Raw genomic sequence first — 19,396 nt, 5'->3', positions numbered from 1 at the left:
CGCTCCTAATGCTGAGAACTACTCACTTACCCGGTATCCCTTAAATCCGGCCCGGCAGAGTCCGAGCATTCTTTAAAGGTATCACAGCCTTGGTAACAGAGCTAGTTATTTAGGAAGATTTCAGTCTGAATTTAACGCAAACCACATCTGAATCACTTTTGAGAATTCATCCCGCACAGCAAAAATAGCGGTCGAAAAAAAACAGCCGACAAGCGGCTGGCTGTACTTGCTGTGTTGGGATGTTGACAATTTTTACGCAATGCCTTATCGATTTTAGCCAACTGAAGTTATCGCGCTATTTGGTTCAATCCAATTCATGTAAACTAATGTAACAGAGTGCTGGCAAAAAAGCAACTTTTCTTTATGACAGAAGAAGGAAGAAGACTGTAGGCCTTAGTGACAACTTACGCCTGAAACCCCTGATAAATCTCGCTTTTACCTAAGTCTAGATCCCCCTAAATCCCCCTTAATAAGGGGGACTTTGAGCATATTTCTTGTCCCCCCCTTATTAAGGGGGGCTAGGGGGGATCGAACCCTAATCGTCAAACAGCATACCCGTACTACGTTTGACGTTAAGTTGACACTAATGGAGTGTAGGGTGCGCCACCAGCACGCAGAACATCGTTAGCGAAGCCCTGGTAGAATATCGCGCCTCCGCTGTTTAACTCAAAACCGATCTAGGCTGCGCGTTGTTGGCCACTCGCGCGGCAATCCGATTGCTATTCCTCACCTTGGGCCCTGGATAATGATGTATGCGCCCCAAAAAGCAGCAGCAAAAGCCAAAATCGCAGACCAAATCGGATGTCCGCTGTCACTAACCCTCCCTCCTTGACTGCGGAGAGTTTCGAGGTCGATCGCCACAGTAGCACCCCGGCGCAGCCAACCAGTCGCCACAACAGATGTTCCGATCAAATCGCTGGGGCGAGTAGTCTCTTTGAACAAAAATGGCCACAAAGAGCCAATGTAGCCAAACCTCGAAACATGGTGCAACCTCACCAAACCCGTCGCCGTTTGCAAAATCAAATCTTGTCCCAGCCAATTATTCATACCCGATCGACCCAAAAGTTGGCCTTCCAGCCGCACCGGTTCAGCATCCAGCGGCAAACTGTCGGGATTTGACAAAATTTCCGGCAAACTCGGCGAAGCGGTTTCTCGCGGTATAATATCCGGGAAGAAATAATTGATCCGCATCAAAGTACCGATGCTAAATCCGATCGGCAAACAGCCCCAAAGAATCGATCGATCGCCCCAAAGCCAATCCAACTGCCAGATACTCGTCCTCGAAAAAATCCAGCCAATCAGCCAAAGCACCCCGACTATCGCTAAACTCATCGGAATTCCAAAAAACGGTGCACCCTGTAAAAATAGTTTTGAATCTTTAAATTCGAGTATTGACTTAAACAGAGACAATTTTCCTTTCCTGGGTTGTTCTTGGACTCCCGCGTTTGCCAAATCTAACTCAGTCTCCAGTTGCCAAAATTGAGCATAGAGGGCCAACAGCTTCAAACGCTCTCCCAGCAAAGGATGCGCGCGGTTAACCGTCAACCAGTTGCGCTCGCGATTGCTGACATCCCACAGCAAAATCTGTTCCAGCGGCGCGTGTAATGCAGCAGAACCAAGGCTTACAGCTTGTCCAACACCTACAGGTAACAATAGATCGAAACTTTCCAGGAAAAAGCTAGTTTGTTTTTGCTGTTCGATATTATCAGCAATGCCGATCGCAATTTTAGCCAGTGCCCGCGTCAAACCGTTAGGATTGCCCGTAATTTCTGCAGCAGTACGATCGCTAAAATACACTCTGCGGCGCGACAGCCACAACATCGGCCAGCGCAACAACTTATAAATCCCATAACTCGTAGCAGAAATTGCAGCGGCCACAAATTTGACAGCAGAACGCAAAAACTCGATCGTCATTAAATCACACAACCGCTCTTGCCAGTGCGCGACCTGCCAATAAATCAAGTAAGGAATCTGAATCACCAGCAGCGCCAGCGACATCGGCGCAAAATCCCAGTGGGAAATGTGCCCCAACTCCCGCGCGAAAATAGTAGCAATTTCATCATCCGTCAATTGTTCCAACAGCCCCCGACTCACAGCAATCCGAGCAAAACGGGGCAAACCGCCGTAACTGAAAGCTACAGGAACATTCAGCGGCAAGAGTTTCAGCACCGGCACCGGCATATTTTGCTTGGTACAATAACTTCGCAGTACCCGACCAGCTTCCTTGCTGTGCTTGGATAAAACTGACCCGCGCAGAGTTTCGATGCCACAAAACAGTTTCAGCAGCGCGTCTATCAGCCACGGAGACGAGGCCAAAAGCAATCCAAACACCATCTGAACAAACGGAGTTGGATCGCGGTAAAAAAGCTGAATCGGCGCGAAAATAGGCAGTCTAGTGAATATGTAAAGCTGAACCAACAGAGAATTAGTGTTTGTCAGCAAGAATTGCAGGACAAACCGGGCTAGGAAAAATAGGGCGATCGCACTTGCAACGGCTTGCACCCGAAACTCCAGCAACTTCAGCGGTTTGAGCGGGCGCGGGCTTTTCGCGGCGCGCCCCGCTTCGCGCCAAGTGAGTTGGTAAGTATTTGGGCTGGCGAATCCGGGGATATCTGTTGGGGAACCGGAACTATTTTCGCCACTAATTTCTGCGGTATCGGGTGCGGTTTCGCTCGAGTTTTCCGGTTCAGAAGTCGGGCCTGTGGGGGGTGGAGGTGGCGGGGAAATCGGTTGCGATTTGGCGTTTCCAGGCTCTACAGCCGACTCTAAAGGTAAAAATCCTGTTTTTTTGTCTACGGTAGGTCGATCGCCCCCAAGCGATTTTTTCGGCGATTTAGTTGCTGCATCAAAGGCGACAAAGCCTGTTTCGGGGGGAGTTTCTGCGGATTTTGGTTTATTTTCCGGTGGTTTTGGGGGGCGAGGGGGGGTTAATTCTTTTAAAGCGCGATCGGCCCAAGTTTTGACTTGAGAGTTAGGACTTTTGGCGAGGGAAGAGCACAGGACGATCGCCTCTTTCACATTACCGGTTGCTTTGTACGCAGCCACCAACCCCATCTGCGCGCGGATTCCCGACGGTTGATTAGCTGCGGTTTGGGTAACAGATTCTAAAAGGGCGATCGCGGTGGGGTAATCCTGCTGTTTCAAAGCTGCCAGCCCAGCCTCTAGAGACTTTTTTGCAGATGAATCCGCCGGATTTGGATTAGTGGAAGGTGCCATGACTGTGCTTTCGCTAGCGTCCTTTCTAAGATAGCTTGGCTGGTCGATCGATAGCTGTTCTAACACAGCTCTATTTCTCTGTCACCAATTGTTGCAACCTTTGCCGCCAGGTACTTAAATAATTTCACTAAAATTATTTGTTTCTCAGATATTGCACGATCGCAACGATCCGGCAGGGGTTTAAACCCCTGCCTAAAAGCTAAAGTCCTCTAAAGAGGACTGAAGAATTATGACAATTTGTGGTTAGATACTTCCTTTATCTCTTAGTCCGCGAAGGCGGACTTTGTTTTTGTAGAAGCGATTTCAATCGCCGATTCAATCTAATTTTTGCTTATAATTAAATTACACCTCACCCGCACACTTATGCCAATTGACGACGAAGATTTTGAAAGCGAATCTATTAGCGGCGATCGCCAACTCGAACTCTTCACAGACAGGCACGAATTTACCCGCCGATTTGCCTTTTATTTAAACGAAGACCCGCCCCGCGAACAAATTTTGTATTTTTACGGCGATGGAGGCAACGGCAAGTCATTGCTGCTAAAACACTTGCAGGTTAACTGCTGCAAAAGATTTTCGCCGCAAATTTGGCAACAATTGCGCGCGCTCCCAGAATCACAAGCCGCCGAAGTTGCTAATTTCGTCCGCCACGCTGAACCTAAAACCTACACTCCCATACCCGTAGTCAGGCACGATTTCGGGTTGATACCGATTAAAGAAGATAAACCGCAAGATAGATTTTATGGGTTGCTGATGCTGCGGCGCAATCTGGAAGAAGCAGCAAAGAAATATAAATTTAAGTTTCCCAATTATGATTTTGCTTGCTTTTGGTATTTGCTCAATAAAGGCGAGTCAAACGCAACTCTAGAACAACTTTTCCCCGATGATGTAATGGAATTGTTGACACCTGTAGTTGAAACTTTTGCAGAATTTCCAGTGGTGGCGCAAGCTGTAGCGGTGCTTAAAGGCATAGATAAATTGGGCGGGATTAAGCGGGCGATGAAATTAATTCAAAAGCGCCTCGGTGTCAGCGACGACAAGGCAGAGGAAATTCGTCGCAAAGATATTGATACTGAGTTAATCGACTGTTTGGCGAAATTGTTTGCAGATGATTTGAATGCGGCAATGGCTGGCAGAAATAAACCAGAACGCCTCGTGATGCTGTTCGATACTCACGAAAAATTGTGGGATGAAAAACGCAGTTTTCAGGGAATAAAATTTTGGTATCAAGATGAGTGGTTTCGGCGGTTGCTGAGGGCGCTGGATTTCAAAGCGGGGATTGTAGTTGCGGTGGCGGGGCGAGATTGTCCTGTCACACAACTGCGGTGGCCGAATGCGTCGAAGTTTCCAATTCCAGAAGATTATATAGATCCACAATTGGTTGGGCATTTGTCTGCCGGCGATGCTAGGGATTACCTGCACAAAGTCGAGATTGACAAGGCAGAGTTGGCTGATGCTGTGATTAGATATGCCAGCGTCAATTCTGATGAGAGTTGGGAGAATTTGCAGGTACATCCGTTTTATTTGGGTTTATGCGCGGATGTGGTGCTGGCAGAAAGAAAGCGGGGAATTGAGTTGCTGTCGTCGGATTTTGCGCGGGTTCCGAGGTTGGAAAATAAGACTGCGGAGTTAACGGATCGGTTGCTCAGTTATGTAGATCGCGAAGTGCGATCGGCGGTGCATTCGCTGAGTGCTTGCCGCGCTTTTGATGAGGATTTGTACATAAAATTGGGAGTTGGTTGCCACTTCCAGGCAAGTAGTGCAAATTTTGAGATTTTGACGAGTTTTTCCTTTGTATGGAAGGAGCCCCAGCGGGGTGAAAAGTGGTATAGAATTCACGATTTATTGCGACGCTTGGATGCGGAGAGGGATAACCACAAAACTCGCATAGCTCATGAAGTTTTAGAGGGGTATTACCGGGAATTGAGGAATGCGGCTGAGGCAATTTATCATGCTAATCGCTTGGATTGGGAGCGGGGTATGAAGGAATGGGAAGAGGTTTTTAAGGAAGCTTTGGAAAAAAGTCGTTATGGGGAATGCGAGTCGCTGCTGGGAGTTAGAGATGATTTGTGGATTAAAAGTGATTTTTGGCTTGGTAGAATTTCAATATCGGAGGGAGATTACTATGCTTACTTGGCTAGATACGCAGAGGCAAAACAGGAATATTTAGAGGCCGTTGCAGCTTACGATTGCCAACTTATTATAACTCCCGATGATAACGCCACGCTCAACCACAAAGGGATTGCGCTCGGATGTCTGGGTAAATTACAAGCAGAGCTAAGTGAATTTGAGGCTGCAAAACAGTCTTACTCAGAGGCGATCACAGCCTTTAATTCTGCTTTACTTACTGCACCGGATGATATCGCTACTCTCACTAACAAAGGGAATGCGCTGCGATCTCTGGGTTATTTGCAAGCAGGGCTAAGTGAATTTGACGTGGCAAAACTATCTTACTCAGATGCGATCGCAGCCTGTAATTCTGCTTTACTTATTGCACCGGGTGATATCGCTGCTCTGAACAACAAAGGGGTTGTGCTGGGATGTCTGGGTGCTTTGCAAGCAGAGCTAAGTGAATTTGAGGTGGCAAAACTATCTTACTCAGAGGCGATCGCAGCCTTTAATTCTGCTTTACTTATTTCACCGGATTATATCGTTGCTCTCAACAACAAAGGGAGTACGCTGCGATCTCTGGGTTATTTGCAAGCAGGGCTAAGTGAATTTGAGGCAGCAAAACAGTCTTACTCTGATGCGATCGCAGCCTTTAATTCTGCTTTATTTATTGCACGGGATTATCTCTTAGCTCTCAAAAACAAAGGGAATGCGCTGCGATCTCTGGGTTATTTGCAAGCAGGGCTAAGTGAATTTGAGGCAGCAAAACTATCTTACTCAGATGCGATCGCAGCCTTTGATTATGCTTTAGTTATTGCACCGGATTATATTTTGACTCTCAACAGCAAAGGGCTTGCACTGAAAAGTATGGGTGATTTGCAATCAAAATTATCTAATCAACAGGAAGCACTCAAAAATTGGCAAGAAGCACTGGAAATGTTTAATCGATCTTTAGCCATTGCTCCTAACAACGATAGACTTCACAATTTTCTTGATTCGGTGCAAGAATCTCTCAATAATTTAGGTGACGATACTGTCAGCAGTTAGCTCGATCGCAATGAGTAAAGACGCGGCCTTCATTCCCTGCCTTAAACCGAAAGCCCGCCAGGGAATGAATTCCCTGGCTAATAGCAAAAGTCCTCTAAAGAGGACTAATGAATTCTTCAGTCCTCTTCAGAGGACTTTAGCTTTGAGGCAGGGGTTTCAACCCCTGCCGGACTGCCGGACTCAGGGACATAGCGTTAAAAGCCCGCCCTCGAATTTAGCTATTTAACCTTGCAGCTTACCGCCCAGATTTTCTCGGCGATGTACCATCAGCCCGCTTCCGACGGATCAGCACGCTCATCACCTGCTTCGGATTAGCGGCACGTTGTACGGGACTCCAATCGCCGACTTCAGCAAATCCCAGTCGGTACAAAGTGAGTATGGTTTCCCGGACACCCTTGGGCGAACCGACAACCGTTAACAGCACCACTTCCTGTTCGCATACTGCTGCTGAGTCGTCATTTGGGCGATCGAATTTGTTGTCGTCAGGCACGAATTCCTGTGACATAATATGTTCTCCTGGTTTTGGGTTTTCTAGAAAAACCCAAAAACCCAGCCGCCCCGCATTTCAACACATAGCAGGGCGGCTACAGAGGATGTTAAGATACTCCGTTAGCCTCCAGACTGCTTGTACCAGTTTGGCGGTTAGCTGTCCATTGCTGTTAGCGCAGCTTTGGGCAGTGCAACTAGATTTTGGGGTGACGCGGGCTGCCTCTTCTACAAGCAAGCAACCTCTCACTTCAAAGCGTAGCCGCAGAGGGGGGCCGCCGTCAATCGATTTTGGATTTTAGATTTTGGATTTTGGATTTTGGATTTACTCGTTACCAGCGTCAGCGGCTGGAAACCAATTAGTTGGGCCGAAATGCTAAATTAAAAGTAATGTTGCTTTAGTACAACCATGTCCAAACCACTCACCATTGCCCAAGCACAGCAGCAGCTTCCAAACCTACCCCAAGAACTTATCAATGAGCCTATCATCATCACTCAAGATGGCGTTCCCGTTATGGCTGCAATGAGCTACACGCATTTGACTGAACTGTTAGAAACCTTAGATATTCTCACCGATACAGAATTCGTTACCAAATTGCGCCAAAACATCACCCAAGCACGCCAAGGCGAAACTATTTCCTGGGAAAATGCCAAAGCAAAATTGGGACTATGAATCACGAAGAAAACGTGATCGAATATGAGATCCAGCTTACGCCACTGGCACTGGAAATGTTGGAGGCAGTCAAAGAAAAATCGACGATAACAGGAAAAATTGCGATCGCATCGATCAACTAAAAGTTGAACCACAAAAGCAAGGCAAAGCCCTTGTAGATAACCTATCAGGATTTCGCAGCATCCGAGCTGTTGGACAGCGCTATCGTATAGTTTATCAAGTCGAACAAGAGCGAGTTCTAGTTGTTGTCGTGGGACTAGGGAGACGTAAAGATGGTGACAAAAAAGACATTTACACCATCTTAGAAAAACTGTTAGAGCCGTGATTGTAACTTCTTATATCCGGCGTATTTAAGCCGAATAAATATCATTTGTAGGGACACAACAGTGTTGTGTCCTTTGCCTGCGGTAATCTCACTCCTCACTAACAGCCAAACCCGAAACCACAGGGGCGATCGCATTTAACTTCAAAACAGGGTGCTCCCCTTCCACCTGTCGGCAATTCCACTCATTTCTAAACAGCAAAACCGGCCTTCCCCAAGTATCTTTCACCGTCACCGTATTAAACAGCCGCCCAACTTTTTCCAGCGCCTCCCAACCGCCGTCAACCCAACGAGCTACACTGTAAGGCAACATATCGATCGTCGTTTCCACATTATATTCCGACTGCATTCTGAACTGCACAACTTCAAATTGCAACTGTCCGACAGCCGCCAAAATTGGCTCGCGTTTCGCCTCATCAACCGAGTACATAATTTGCACTGCGCCTTCTTCCTGCAACTCAGAAACGCCTTTGCGGAATTGCTTAAACTTAGAAGGATTGGGATTTCTCAAAAAAGCAAAAAGTTCAGGAGAAAAACAGGGAATCCCTTCATATTCCAGTTTTTGACCTGTGTAAATAGTATCGCCGATCGCAAATACTCCCGGATTGTTCAAACCGATCACATCGCCCGGATACGCAACCTCGATCGACTCGCGATCCTGAGCAAATAACTTTTGAGGCCTTGACAAACGCACCGTTTTACCGCTGCGAGCGTGAGTCACGTTCATGTCCTTTTCAAACTTGCCCGTACACACCCGAATAAACGCCACCCGATCGCGGTGTCTCGGGTCCATATTCGCTTGCAATTTGAACACAAAACCGGTAAAATCTTCATAAGTTGGCGGCAAATCTCCGGCGGTGCTCTTGCGGGCGATCGGCTTCATAGCGTAATCTAAAAACGCATCTAAAAACAGTTCGACCCCAAAATTGCTCATGGCGCTGCCAAAGAAAACAGGCGTCATTTTTCCAGCCCGAACCGAGTCTAAATCGAGTTCAGTTCCTAACTCATCCAGCAGTTCTAACTCTTCTTTGAGCTGATAGTAAAGGTCTTGTTCCAACAAATCTTCAATGCGCGGATCGCCCAATTCGATTACGGTATCAACAGCAGCGCGAGAACCGTGTTGAGTCCGCTCGAATAAGTGAATTTTGCGCCCTCTGCGATCGAAAACACCTTTAAAGCGATCACCCGTACCTATCGGCCAATTTACCGGATAAGTCTGCAACCCCAATTCCTTTTCAATTTCGTCCAACAAATCCAAAGGTTCTCGACTAGGGCGATCGAGCTTATTAAAGAAAGTAAAAATAGGCAAACTTCGCAGCTTACAAACTTCAAATAACTTCCGAGTTTGCGGTTCCAAACCCTTAGCAGCATCCTCAAGCATCACTGCATTGTCAGCCGCCGCCAAAGTTCGATAAGTATCTTCGCTAAAATCTTGGTGTCCCGGAGTATCGAGCAGATTAATGTGATATTTTTTATACTCAAACTGCAAAACAGTAGAAGTAATAGAAATTCCCCGCTGCTGTTCCATCGCCATCCAGTCAGAGGTAGCGTGTCGCTGGGCCCGCCGCGCTTTCACAGAACCTGCTTCGTGAATTGCACCTCCGTACAGCAGCAGCTTTTCTGTCAAAGTAGTTTTACCCGCGTCGGGGTGCGAGATAATAGCAAAGTTGCGCCGGCGCTCAACAGCAGTTAGCAGTTCAGTTTCGAGTTCTGTTGTCATCACAAATTAGGTAGGGGAATCATCACCCGATCGCCATTATAGCCTGTGCTACAGTTGCTATTAAAGGTAAAATTATCACTAAAGTCAAGGAAGAAAACTAATATGTACGACTCCGACAAGCGGAAGCTGCTATCACTGGTGTGCCACGGGGCGATTTTTTTCAGTACGTTACTGTTCTCGATCGGAGCTCCGATCGCTGTATTGTTAGTATCAGATGACCCCGTTGTCAAAGAAAACGCCACAGAAGCCATAAATTTTCATCTTAATGTATGGGTGTACAGCACCGTGATTGTGGTGTTAACTGTCGTCACTTTCGGTCTTGCTGGTTTTATCTTAGTGCCCCTAGGTTATCTGCTGCACTGGGGACTGACAATAATGGCTATCCTCCACGTTTTGCAAAATCCTAACCAACCTTACCGCTACCCTTTTATTTTCCGAATAGTTTAGACAGCAAATCGCGCTTCACCATCGATTTCAAAAACCCGGTTTCTTTAAGAAGAAACCGGGTTTTTAATTGTTTTCTAACTCACAATGGTGCAACATCTCTGTTTAAACTTACATCTTGCACCATTTTCAAGAACAGGCAAGATGCCTGTTCCACAAGAGATGAATTTTATTGTGGAACAGGCAGCTTGCCTGTTCCTAAACAAGTAATTAAAATAGTGCAACATCTCTGTTTAAATGAATGTGGGTAGCTCGATAAGTGATGCCGAACCGTCATCTGCCTAAAGTCGCAATGGTGTCTTCCCCCTATTGCAGGGCTGTTGCTGAGGCTAAGTTCATCTTCAGTTGATGCCGCTTCCCAAACTATGCTACCGCCTTTGGGTTATTTCGCGAAGTTAGGGCGCATATTCGATTGCTCCGAACCATCGTTTTTGCTTTAGCTGTGCTATTTTTGCATCTGGCGATCGTTTTATTGAAATTTTCTACCACTTCTATCTCTACCAACAGTCTTAAAACTTAATACAATATTTTTCCAATAAAAATCCCGCTCTTGTGGAACGGGAAAGCCATCAGGGTGCATCTATATATATGTCAGTATAACTCATAGGGGGTATAACCCCTCGTAGCTTTATCGAATCTTTACAATCACAAAATTTTTGTAAAGATTGAGGTTTTTATTTGACTGATCAGCCGTTTTATGAAATTAAAATGGAAAATCCTGACATTTATAAAATCAAGTGAGTTTCCTCTGAATAATCCAAACTTTAAGCTCCTTTACCATGCTTCGGCCAATGGTGGAGCAAATACCATAAGATGGCTACATTTGTGATAAATACCGCTAACTTAAGTACCGTGACCCCGTGAACTAATTCATATATTTCAGGGGGTATACTGATGCTTACCAGCACTAAAACTCAGATTGTTGCCCAGTCTTTTTCGTACCACAAACCAACGGCTTCAACACCAATTAAGACTGCATAAAGTGCTGCAAAAAGTCCACTAAGCAGTAAGTTTTTTGGCTTGATAATTAGAAGTTTTTCTAAGATGAATTCAATGATTTTTAGTTGGCTTTCTAACAAATAAGATTGCTAAAATTCTTCTGAGACTTGATGATTTTTTAATGCAAAAAGCAAAGCAATCGAAGTTACTGTCAAGAGCGAAGCCACAAATGTTTTGTAAAAGACAATTGCGATTAAAACAGGAGCGTGATGTTTCTTTACGTTAATTCTCGAAATATCAATAAGGTACGCTCGCCTGGTTAGCCTGTTTGGGATTGAAAACTAAAAATTCAGTAGAGTGCGTCAGCAATTAGCCGCTCAATTATAGAAAAAATAACGCGCTGCTGACGCACCTTACTAAGCTTGAGGATAACGTTGTGCTAAGAAAGAGATAGCAGCAGCCCGATCGCCCAAATTGCCATCCAACTTCGCCGCCAACAAATCATCCAACATTCGTTTAAACCCAGGCCCGGGCTTATAACCCAAAGCCTTCAAATCGTTGCCATTTAAAGGCGGCTCAACATTCGCCCATTTGGTGAGATATTCCCAGAGTTGGCGGCGTGCACTTCGTGGACTTTGTAGGGCGATCGCAATTAACACCGGCAACTCATAATTTCTCAACAGCAGCACCAATTGACTCGGCAACTCGCAATTAGGCAAATTCTCTGCTAACTCATTCTTTCCGGCTTCCAAAACTTCCAACCGCTTAATGCTGTCAGCAGGTAACTGAAGATTTGCAGCCACCTTGCCGCGATATTCCGGTGCTAAATAAGCTATCAAAACTTCCAGCCGCATCTGCCAATCAGGAATATTGATAATGGGGAATGGGGAATTGGGCATCGGGAATTGGGCATCGGGAATTGGGAATTGGGAATTGGGGATAGTTTGTTCCTTCTTTCCTCTTCCTTCTTTCTTTTTCCCTCTTCCCTCCTCCTTCTTCCTGACCTCCTTTACATCCGTTACATCCGTTACATAATCCGTTGCCGAACCTTTCTTCCTTCTTCCTTGCAAACACCGATCGAGCAAACGCAGTTGCCGCCACAACTCCCGATCCAACTCCAAACTAGGATGAATGCAGCGCAAAGCCTGCAAATCTCCCAGCATTTGCAAAGCAACTTTCCAGTAGGGGGCTTGCAAAATGTATTTCAATTCGCTTTTGAGTCGAGTTTCCAAAGCCGGAGCTCGGCCGTTTTCCCCCTGAATTCGGTAATAAATCCCGCTGGCCAAAGCATTGCGGATGTATCCTTCCGTCTGCGGCTCAATTTCAAATCCCAACCGCACCGCAAACCGCACAGCGCGATAAATTCGCGTCGGATCTTCGATAAAACTATTGGCGTGCAAAACTCGAATTTGCTTCGATTCCAAGTCCAGCAAACCGCAAAAAAAGTCTAACAATTCGCCACTGCGAGGAACACCCAACCGCACAGCCAGCGCATTAATTGTAAAATCCCTGCGGTACAAATCTTGGCGAATTGAACTCGCTTCAACTTCAGGATTTGCAGCCGGATAAGGATAAAATTCAGTACGAGCAGTCGCGATATCCACCCACAACGAGCCGAAAGCAGAGTCTTTGTGCCACAAAAGCGCGGCGGTTTGAAATTGACCGTGAATGTCCAAACGCGATTCGGGGTAAAGTTTTTGCAGCGAGGAAGCTAACTCGACACCAGCACCGGAATCGTCGGAACCGCACTTTCCATCCACAACCAAATCGATATCTGTTAGCGCCAGTGTATCATCCGTGGCTAAGAGTAAATCCCGGACTGCTCCACCCACAATATAAAGTTGCCAGCCGCGATTTTGGGCAATATTGGCGGCGATCGACAATAATTGCCATAATTCGGGACTGATGCGCGATCGTAACAACTGCTCCACCGATTCGGGTACAGGACAATTAGAAAATTCTGCACTACTTCCCCTGTCTCGCGCTTTTTGCTGGTGCAATTCGCGCAACACATCAGTCCGAGTCACAATTCCCACCAATTGACCGTTTTCCAAAACTGGCAAGCGGCCGATATCGTATGTCACCATTAAAGATTCAATTTCCGGCAGCAAGGTATCTGGGGCGATCGTTTTTAGCTGCGGAGTCATGTAACCCTTCACCGGGGCGTGACTGAAACCGTGGTGCAGGGCAATGTCAATGTCGCGGCGCGAGATAATGCCGGCGAGTCGATCGCCCGCATCGACCACAGAAAGCCCGGAATGTCCGTAACGTAGGAGGATACGGTGAGCTTCCCCCACCGAAGTTTCCGGGCGAATACTCCGCACTGGAGACGACATTAATTCGCGGGCTGTGGGAGGGTGGGGAATTTGAGTTTTGAGTTCGTCAGCTAACTGATTTAAAGTCAGCAGGGGGTCAACATCGCGGGTGGCGAGGGAAGCGGCGCGGGCGTGGCCTCCGCCGCCGAAGGGTTTGAACAATTCGCTGAGGTTTGTTCCTTCGATTCGCGATCGACCGATAATAGTTAATCGATTGGAAACTGGCGATTCGGGAGCGATGTTGCGGTTGTTTTCGTTTTCGCCAAATTTATAAACATTGCCTAACAGCAGAGCATCGGTTTCAGTTAAATCGAGCAAGCGAGAAGCCAGTGAAGAAAGTCCCGGAACGTAGGATTCAGTAGATAGCAGCACCCAGGCTACGCTGTAACCGTGCAAAGTTTCCGATCGCAAATTATTCAGCGCTTCTCTGAGCAAATCTTGCAATTGAGGAGACAAACCGGGTTCTACATATTCAGCGATTACCCCCAAACTCGCTCCTTGTTCCATCAACCACGCCAAAGCTATTGCATCTCGCGCAGTTGCGCCCTCAAAGGTGAGGGAACCTGTATCGACGTGGATGCCCAGGGCCATGACTGTTGCTTCCGAAGGCAGAAGGCGGAATGGTGTGTCGCTGTTTTCTGCTTGATTTTTGAGCTTTTCGACAATTAATGTCGTGCTTGCTCCGACTGCTTCGATCTGCGTAACAGTAGCGGGAATGTCTAAATCGGCCTGTAGGTGATGGTCGAAAACAGCAATTTCGCTCACTTGTGGCAAATCCAGCCACTCGGCGGCTTTTCCCAAACGATCGCGCTGTGAGGCATCAACTATAGTAATCGATCGAATTCGTTGCGGATTGACCGATCGGCGTTCTATCAGCGGGTACTCGTCGCGGTGTAGCGCCAAAAAATCCCGCACTGTCGGATGACACCCGCCCGTCAATACGATCCTGCTACCGGGGCGCAGCACGCAAAGTCCCACCGCCGCCCCCAAGGCGTCAAAATCTGCTGTTGTGTGGCACAAAACTAAGTCCATAGCCGAAAATCCCGCATCTCTAACTCAAACAGTAGCAATTTCTCGCCCTCGGAAACCGGATGTGTCGATCGGGCTTTAACTTAACCTTTCCAGTTTTCTGTCATGTAGCGAACAATGATAAAATTGATCGAAATCTCAAGAGCCGCTGACGCCTGTTCGCGCAACGCCCGAATTTGCCTGGGTTCTTTCGTATCAATCAACCGACAATTTCTCGATCGACTATCGGGAAACTGTCAAAAACTAGAATTTGGAAGATTTTTTTCGGTTCTGGGAAACTATTTCCGATCAACGCACGGTTATATCGAAAGGAGAAAAGATGTTATCAATTCTGTTTCAAGTGGTTTTACTGGGTCTGGTACTGCTGTCTTTTGTGATGGTCGTTGGCGTGCCAGTTGCTTATGCCTCTCCCCAAAACTGGAATCAGTCTAAATCCCTGATTTATGTCGGGTCTGGTCTCTGGTTTTTGCTGGTTATTGCAGTGGGTGTATTGAACTTTTTAGTCGTTTAATTTCACCCAACTCTCTCGAAGAAAGAAGGTAAAAGATAGAAGGCTGAAGGCATTTACCAGCGATTGAAAGGCATTCGGCAGAAGCTAGGAATTTTCCAGACCGCGCGACCCTGTATGTTTTTGCACTTGAGATTCAGATGAGATGCTGCTGCTTTCTGACTTTTGCCTTCTCACAAACAAAAATCTAAAATCTAAAACCTAAAATCTAAACTAGAGCACTATGACTGTTTTCGAGGGAACTTTTACTCACACCGAATCTTTGCGATTTGCTATTGTCATCGGTCGTTTTAACGATTTGGTTGTTAACAAACTTTTGGAGGGATGTCAAGATTGTTTGAAACGCCACGGGGTTGATATTAATCCTCATGGCTCTCAAGTGGACTTTTTTTGGGTACCGGGAAGTTTTGAGATTCCTTTGGTGGCACGCCAAGCTGCTCTTTCTCACCGCTACGATGCGGTAATTTGTCTGGGTGCGGTAATTCGGGGCCAAACTCCTCATTTCGATTTTGTGGCTGGTGAGGTTGCTAAGGGAATTGCTGCTGCTGCTTTTCAGACAGGGGTGCCGGTGATTTTTGGGGTGGTGACGACTGACACGATGCAGCAAGCTTTGGAAAGGGCTGGAATTAAAAGCAATTTGGGCTGGAATTATGCGATGAGTGCTTTGGAAATGGGCACTTTGATGCGCCAAGTTAAGGGTTTGGGAACACACTCTTACGAGCATCGATTAACTACTGGGTCTGCTGCTCAAGTGCTTTCGGGTGAAACAAATCTGGCGATCGCCCCTGATGTATCCTCGGATCAAATCCCCTCGTAAGTTTGGCTAGCAGTATTTTTAAGCTCAAAAAACATCAAGATTTGCATCTGGAAAAATCTTAAAACTCTTGTGGGGTGGTGATTATGCCCGCCCCCAAGGTAAAAATTCCACTGGTCGCAGCCGCTCGACAAATTAGACCAATATCTTGCAAATTGGCAATGAGTGTGATATCATAAAATGTTCTTAGAAATAGCGCAACACTAACTATTACTGCATGGCAACGAAGCCAACGATCGCATTTACTCACCTCGGCTGCGAAAAAAATCGCATCGATACCGAACACATGATTGGCTTGCTGGCTCAAGCGGGCTATCAAGTGGATTCTAATGAAGAATTAGCTGATTATGTTGTAGTCAATACTTGTAGTTTTATCCAAGCTGCGCGAGAAGAGTCGGTCCGCACCTTGGTAGAATTGGCCGAAGCTAATAAAAAAGTAGTCATCACCGGCTGCATGGCACAGCATTTTCAGCAGGAATTGCTGGACGAATTGCCCGAAGCAGTCGCAATTGTCGGCACTGGCGACTATCACAAAATAGTCAATGTTATGCAGCAGGTGGAAAAGGGCGATCGAGTTTCCCTCGTCTCTTCAGAACCTACTTACATCGCTGACGAAACTACTCCCCGCTACCGCACCACATCGGAAGGTGTCGCGTATCTGCGAATAGCAGAAGGCTGCGACTACCGCTGTGCATTTTGCATTATCCCGCACTTGCGCGGAAATCAACGATCGCGGACGATCGAATCTATCGTCGCCGAAGCTAAGCAATTGGCATCGGAAGGGGTAAAGGAAATTATCTTAATTTCTCAAATTACCACCAACTACGGGAAAGATATTTATGGCGAACCGAAACTAGCCGAACTGCTTCGGGCTTTGGGTGAAGTAGATGTACCTTGGATTCGGATGCACTACGCCTATCCTACAGGTTTGACTCCGCAAGTTGTCGCAGCCATCCGCGAAACACCCAACGTTTTGCCGTATTTGGATTTACCCCTGCAACATTCCCATCCCGAAATTCTGCGGGCGATGAATCGACCTTTTCAAGCCGGGATCAATGATGCTATAGTCGATCGGCTCAAAGCAGCACTTCCCGGCGCTGTGATGCGGACAACTTTTATTGTTGGCTTCCCCGGCGAAACGGACGAACACGCAGCACACTTGCTGGAATTTGTCAAGCGCCATGAATTCGATCACGTAGGAGTTTTTGTATTTTCGCCAGAAGAAGGAACCCCAGCCTTCAGCTTGCCCCAGCAAATACCTGCAGAAATAATGGAAATGCGGCGCAATTCGGTAATGGCGGCACAACAACCTATATCATTGAAGAAGAATCAAGAGTCTGTCGGTCAGGTAGTTGATGTCCTGATAGAACAAGAACAACCAGAGACAGGCGAGTTGATTGGTAGATCCGCTCGGTTTTCCCCAGAAGTAGATGGACTCGTCTACGTCACAGGAGAAGCGCGGCTGGGTTCAATCGTATCTGTGAAAATTACTGGTGCAGATGTCTACGACCTCTACGGTCAAGTGTAAGTATTGCTGGAACTGTCGCGATCGGCGGTGTGGCGAACAAAAACCGGACACGAGCCAAAAATGATTAGCGGATTGTGCAACAAAAGTAACGGTTAGTACACAATTGTGCAAAGATATGTAGCAAAGGGGTTCTAAACTTTTTTAGCCCCTATCTGGCAATCGACCCTCCCCGTCGGGGTGCGGTAATCTCTACAGAACATCGGAAAATTTTAACGAATTTAATGTTTTGTTTCTGAATGTAAAGAGTTATGATGATAACAAGCCAGAAATAAGCGGGGATAATTTGAGATTGCTTCGCCGTCCGCCCTACACCACAACGGTATCCCGAAAGAGTGTTGAGATGGATAGGCGGTAACGGTCGCCCCATCCCCCGCTCAATCCCGCAGGCGACGGATTGCGGGATAGCGCCTGAACCAAACAACCTGTTACTACTATGTAGTGAAGTGGGGCTGGTCATGATCCTCACTATAAAATGCCTAAGAGGGAAAGCTTGCAAGTACCTCAAAGGAAGTCCAATGTCCTGTTTTAAGAATGTTGGAAGCCTATAACCCGACCCCTGGCGGTTGGTATCGGTGATGTCACAAAATCAAAGACGGCTGTCGAATTGGTAAATTTAGTCACCATCGACGGAGCTGCCCTATACTCGATTGCTATTTAAGAAGGTGCGCGCAGGCGCAGCACCATAAAGAACTCTTATGAGTTCCTGCCCTAGAGCAGAAATCCGCATCCGAGTTGGGCAACTTAGAAGGCTAAGACTCGTTATTAGGAGCATTAATGAATTTATTGTTTGAAGGCTTAGGTCTTTCGGAAGAACTCGTTCTCCATCTGGAAACACTAGGCTTTACAGAACCTACTCCCATCCAAGTACAAGCAATTCCGCACTTGCTAGCAGGTCGCGACGTTGTGGGTCAAGCCCAAACAGGGACAGGCAAAACGGCAGCATTCTCGTTGCCCATCTTGGAGCGGATTGATTTAGATGTAACTGCGGTGCAAGCACTGGTGCTGACGCCGACTCGCGAATTGGCGATGCAAGTAACTGAAGCCATCCGTGATTTGAGCGGCATCAGCAGCGACGGCCCGGTAAAAGTGGGTCGCTCTCTGCAAGTTCTGACAGTGTACGGCGGTCAATCGATCGATCGTCAAATGCAGCGTTTGAAGCGCGGCGTGCACGTCGTTGTCGGTACACCCGGACGCATATTGGATATGCTCAGCCGTGGCAGCCTGAAACTAGACAAGGTAAAGTGGCTGGTTTTGGATGAAGCTGACGAAATGCTGAGCATGGGCTTTATCCAAGATGTGGAAAAAATCTTGGATGCTGCACCAAAAGAACGTCAAACGGCATTTTTCTCGGCGACGATGGAAGCTTCCATTCGGAAATTGGTGGCGCGGCATTTGCGTAACCCAGTCAACGTCACCGTAGAACAGCCAAAAGCAACGCCAAAGCGCATCAGCCAAGGCGTGTACATGATTCCCCGCGGCTGGTCGAAGGCAAGAGCCCTACAGCCAATTTTAGAAATGGAAGACCCGGAATCTGCACTGATTTTTGTGCGGACTCGGCAGTCGGCGGCAGAACTCACCAGCCAACTGCAAGCAGCAGGTCACAGCGTTGATGAGTATCACGGTAATTTGAATCAGGCACAACGGGAACGTTTGTTGCATCGGTTCCGCCAATGTCAGGTGCGCTGGGTAGTGGCGACTGATATTGCGGCGCGGGGTTTGGACGTGGATCACTTGACTCACGTGATTAACTACGATTTGCCCGACAGTGTGGAAAGTTACGTTCACCGGATCGGACGCACGGGCCGGGCTGGTCGCGAAGGAACGGCGATTACGCTGATTCAACCGGTCGATCGCCGCAAACTGCGCTTGATTGAACGCCACGTGCGATCGAGCTTGACGGTGCGAAACATTCCGACACGGGCGCAAATTGAAGCTCGTCAGTTGGAAAAGATGCAGGGTAAAGTTCGTGAAGCTTTGGCTGGCGAACGCATGGCATCTTTCTTGCCTCTGGTGTCTCAGTTATCCGAGGAGTACGACTCCCACGCGATCGCCGCTGCTGCATTGCAAATGGCTTTCGATCAAAGCCGTCCTGCTTGGATGGGCGCTGATTACGCTCAACAAGAAGATCCCCCGATTGGTGGAGAAAACAGCGTCAAGCCTATCTTGATCAAAAAGCGGGCTAAGACTGGTGAGACGACTTTTTCTGGAGCACCGAGTGCTCCTGTTCCCCAGAACCGCTAATTGGT

13 protein-coding genes and 1 pseudogene are annotated in these 19,396 nt (G+C 47.3%); 9 read left to right on the top strand and 5 right to left on the bottom strand.

All coding sequences use genetic code 11. The features are described from left to right. Positions 1-726: 726 nt before the first annotated feature. Positions 727-3,282, bottom strand: coding sequence for a zinc metalloprotease HtpX (locus QUA57_RS03915; protein ID WP_333059623.1), 2,556 nt, complete (start codon positions 3,280-3,282; stop codon positions 727-729). A gap of 297 nt (positions 3,283-3,579) precedes the next feature. Between QUA57_RS03915 and QUA57_RS03910 the strand changes: the two genes are divergently transcribed. After that, the gene (locus QUA57_RS03910; protein WP_333059622.1) at positions 3,580-6,372 is read left to right on the top strand and encodes a hypothetical protein; all 2,793 of its coding nucleotides are present in this window, start codon (positions 3,580-3,582) and stop codon (positions 6,370-6,372) included. Between the two features lie 235 nt (positions 6,373-6,607). On the opposite strand, the gene QUA57_RS03905 is transcribed toward QUA57_RS03910, so the two are convergent. Next, positions 6,608-6,877 (bottom strand): hypothetical protein, encoded by a 270-nt coding sequence (locus QUA57_RS03905; RefSeq protein ID WP_190735306.1) that lies wholly within the window; start codon positions 6,875-6,877, stop codon positions 6,608-6,610. A gap of 390 nt (positions 6,878-7,267) precedes the next feature. On the opposite strand from QUA57_RS03905, the gene QUA57_RS03900 reads away from it, so the two are divergent. From QUA57_RS03900 to QUA57_RS28610, 3 genes are read left to right on the top strand one after another with little or no spacing between them, the layout of a single operon-like run. After that, a complete protein-coding gene (locus tag QUA57_RS03900) occupies positions 7,268-7,531 on the top strand; it encodes a prevent-host-death protein (protein ID WP_333059621.1) in 264 nt (87 codons plus the stop codon). Further along, complete coding sequence (locus tag QUA57_RS03895) at positions 7,528-7,653, top strand: hypothetical protein (RefSeq protein ID WP_333059620.1); 126 nt, start codon at positions 7,528-7,530, stop codon at positions 7,651-7,653. The genes QUA57_RS03900 and QUA57_RS03895 overlap by 4 nt, the downstream gene beginning before the upstream one ends. Next, positions 7,611-7,856, top strand: a complete 246-nt coding sequence (locus QUA57_RS28610) for a type II toxin-antitoxin system RelE family toxin (protein WP_445304455.1) — start codon at positions 7,611-7,613, stop codon at positions 7,854-7,856. Before QUA57_RS03895 ends, QUA57_RS28610 begins: the two co-directional genes overlap by 43 nt. Before the next feature lie 88 nt (positions 7,857-7,944). Here QUA57_RS28610 and prfC read toward each other — a convergent pair whose 3' ends face one another. Beyond that, positions 7,945-9,573 (bottom strand): peptide chain release factor 3, encoded by a 1,629-nt coding sequence (prfC, locus tag QUA57_RS03890; RefSeq protein WP_333059619.1) that lies wholly within the window; start codon positions 9,571-9,573, stop codon positions 7,945-7,947. Positions 9,574-9,675: 102 nt separating this feature from the next. Here prfC and QUA57_RS03885 point away from each other — a divergent pair, with 102 nt between their 5' ends. Then, positions 9,676-10,020 (top strand): DUF4870 domain-containing protein, encoded by a 345-nt coding sequence (locus QUA57_RS03885; RefSeq protein ID WP_333041435.1) that lies wholly within the window; start codon positions 9,676-9,678, stop codon positions 10,018-10,020. 761 nt (positions 10,021-10,781) lie between these two features. Here the strand turns inward: QUA57_RS03885 and QUA57_RS03880 are convergent. Together QUA57_RS03880 and QUA57_RS03875 are read right to left on the bottom strand one after the other, a co-directional pair. Beyond that, a pseudogene (locus QUA57_RS03880) lies at positions 10,782-11,096 on the bottom strand (DUF2127 domain-containing protein). A 276-nt stretch (positions 11,097-11,372) separates the two neighbouring features. Further along, entirely contained in the window at positions 11,373-14,303 is a 2,931-nt protein-coding gene (locus tag QUA57_RS03875) for a CBS domain-containing protein (protein ID WP_333059618.1), read from the bottom strand. 316 nt (positions 14,304-14,619) lie between these two features. On the opposite strand from QUA57_RS03875, the gene psbZ reads away from it, so the two are divergent. The 4 genes from psbZ to QUA57_RS03855 all read left to right on the top strand — a co-directional run bounded on the left by psbZ (position 14,620) and on the right by QUA57_RS03855 (position 19,391). Next, a complete protein-coding gene (gene psbZ / locus QUA57_RS03870; protein WP_190735314.1) occupies positions 14,620-14,811 on the top strand; it encodes a photosystem II reaction center protein PsbZ in 192 nt (63 codons plus the stop codon). A 220-nt stretch (positions 14,812-15,031) separates the two neighbouring features. Further along, positions 15,032-15,625: a 6,7-dimethyl-8-ribityllumazine synthase gene (gene ribH, locus QUA57_RS03865; protein WP_333059617.1), complete on the top strand. Its 594-nt coding sequence runs from the start codon at positions 15,032-15,034 to the stop codon at positions 15,623-15,625. Between the two features lie 214 nt (positions 15,626-15,839). Next, positions 15,840-17,150 carry a 30S ribosomal protein S12 methylthiotransferase RimO gene (rimO, locus tag QUA57_RS03860; RefSeq protein WP_333059616.1) on the top strand — a complete coding sequence of 437 codons (1,311 nt, stop codon included), beginning with the start codon at positions 15,840-15,842 and terminating at the stop codon, positions 17,148-17,150. Between the two features lie 774 nt (positions 17,151-17,924). Further along, a complete protein-coding gene (locus tag QUA57_RS03855; RefSeq protein ID WP_333059615.1) occupies positions 17,925-19,391 on the top strand; it encodes a DEAD/DEAH box helicase in 1,467 nt (488 codons plus the stop codon). Positions 19,392-19,396: the final 5 nt, after the last annotated feature.

The sequence above is a fragment of the Microcoleus sp. Pol7_B2 genome (genome assembly GCF_036701035.1).
Lineage (GTDB): Bacteria > Cyanobacteriota > Cyanobacteriia > Cyanobacteriales > Microcoleaceae > Microcoleus.
The sequence above is the reverse complement of the archived record's forward strand: the minus strand, read 5'-3'. Positions and strand labels throughout refer to the sequence as shown.

What these genes read in the sequence shown, in the direction of transcription:
- QUA57_RS03910 (WP_333059622.1), top strand. Translation starts at nt 3,580, where the DNA reads ATGCCAATTGACGACGAAGATTTTGAAAGCGAATCTATTAGCGGCGAT.
- QUA57_RS03905 (WP_190735306.1), bottom strand. Translation starts at nt 6,877, where the DNA reads ATGTCACAGGAATTCGTGCCTGACGACAACAAATTCGATCGCCCAAAT.
- QUA57_RS03900 (WP_333059621.1), top strand. Translation starts at nt 7,268, where the DNA reads ATGTCCAAACCACTCACCATTGCCCAAGCACAGCAGCAGCTTCCAAAC.
- QUA57_RS03895 (WP_333059620.1), top strand. Translation starts at nt 7,528, where the DNA reads ATGAATCACGAAGAAAACGTGATCGAATATGAGATCCAGCTTACGCCA.
- prfC (WP_333059619.1), bottom strand. Translation starts at nt 9,573, where the DNA reads ATGACAACAGAACTCGAAACTGAACTGCTAACTGCTGTTGAGCGCCGG.
- QUA57_RS03885 (WP_333041435.1), top strand. Translation starts at nt 9,676, where the DNA reads ATGTACGACTCCGACAAGCGGAAGCTGCTATCACTGGTGTGCCACGGG.
- QUA57_RS03875 (WP_333059618.1), bottom strand. Translation starts at nt 14,303, where the DNA reads ATGGACTTAGTTTTGTGCCACACAACAGCAGATTTTGACGCCTTGGGG.
- psbZ (WP_190735314.1), top strand. Translation starts at nt 14,620, where the DNA reads ATGTTATCAATTCTGTTTCAAGTGGTTTTACTGGGTCTGGTACTGCTG.
- ribH (WP_333059617.1), top strand. Translation starts at nt 15,032, where the DNA reads ATGACTGTTTTCGAGGGAACTTTTACTCACACCGAATCTTTGCGATTT.
- rimO (WP_333059616.1), top strand. Translation starts at nt 15,840, where the DNA reads ATGGCAACGAAGCCAACGATCGCATTTACTCACCTCGGCTGCGAAAAA.
- QUA57_RS03855 (WP_333059615.1), top strand. Translation starts at nt 17,925, where the DNA reads ATGAATTTATTGTTTGAAGGCTTAGGTCTTTCGGAAGAACTCGTTCTC.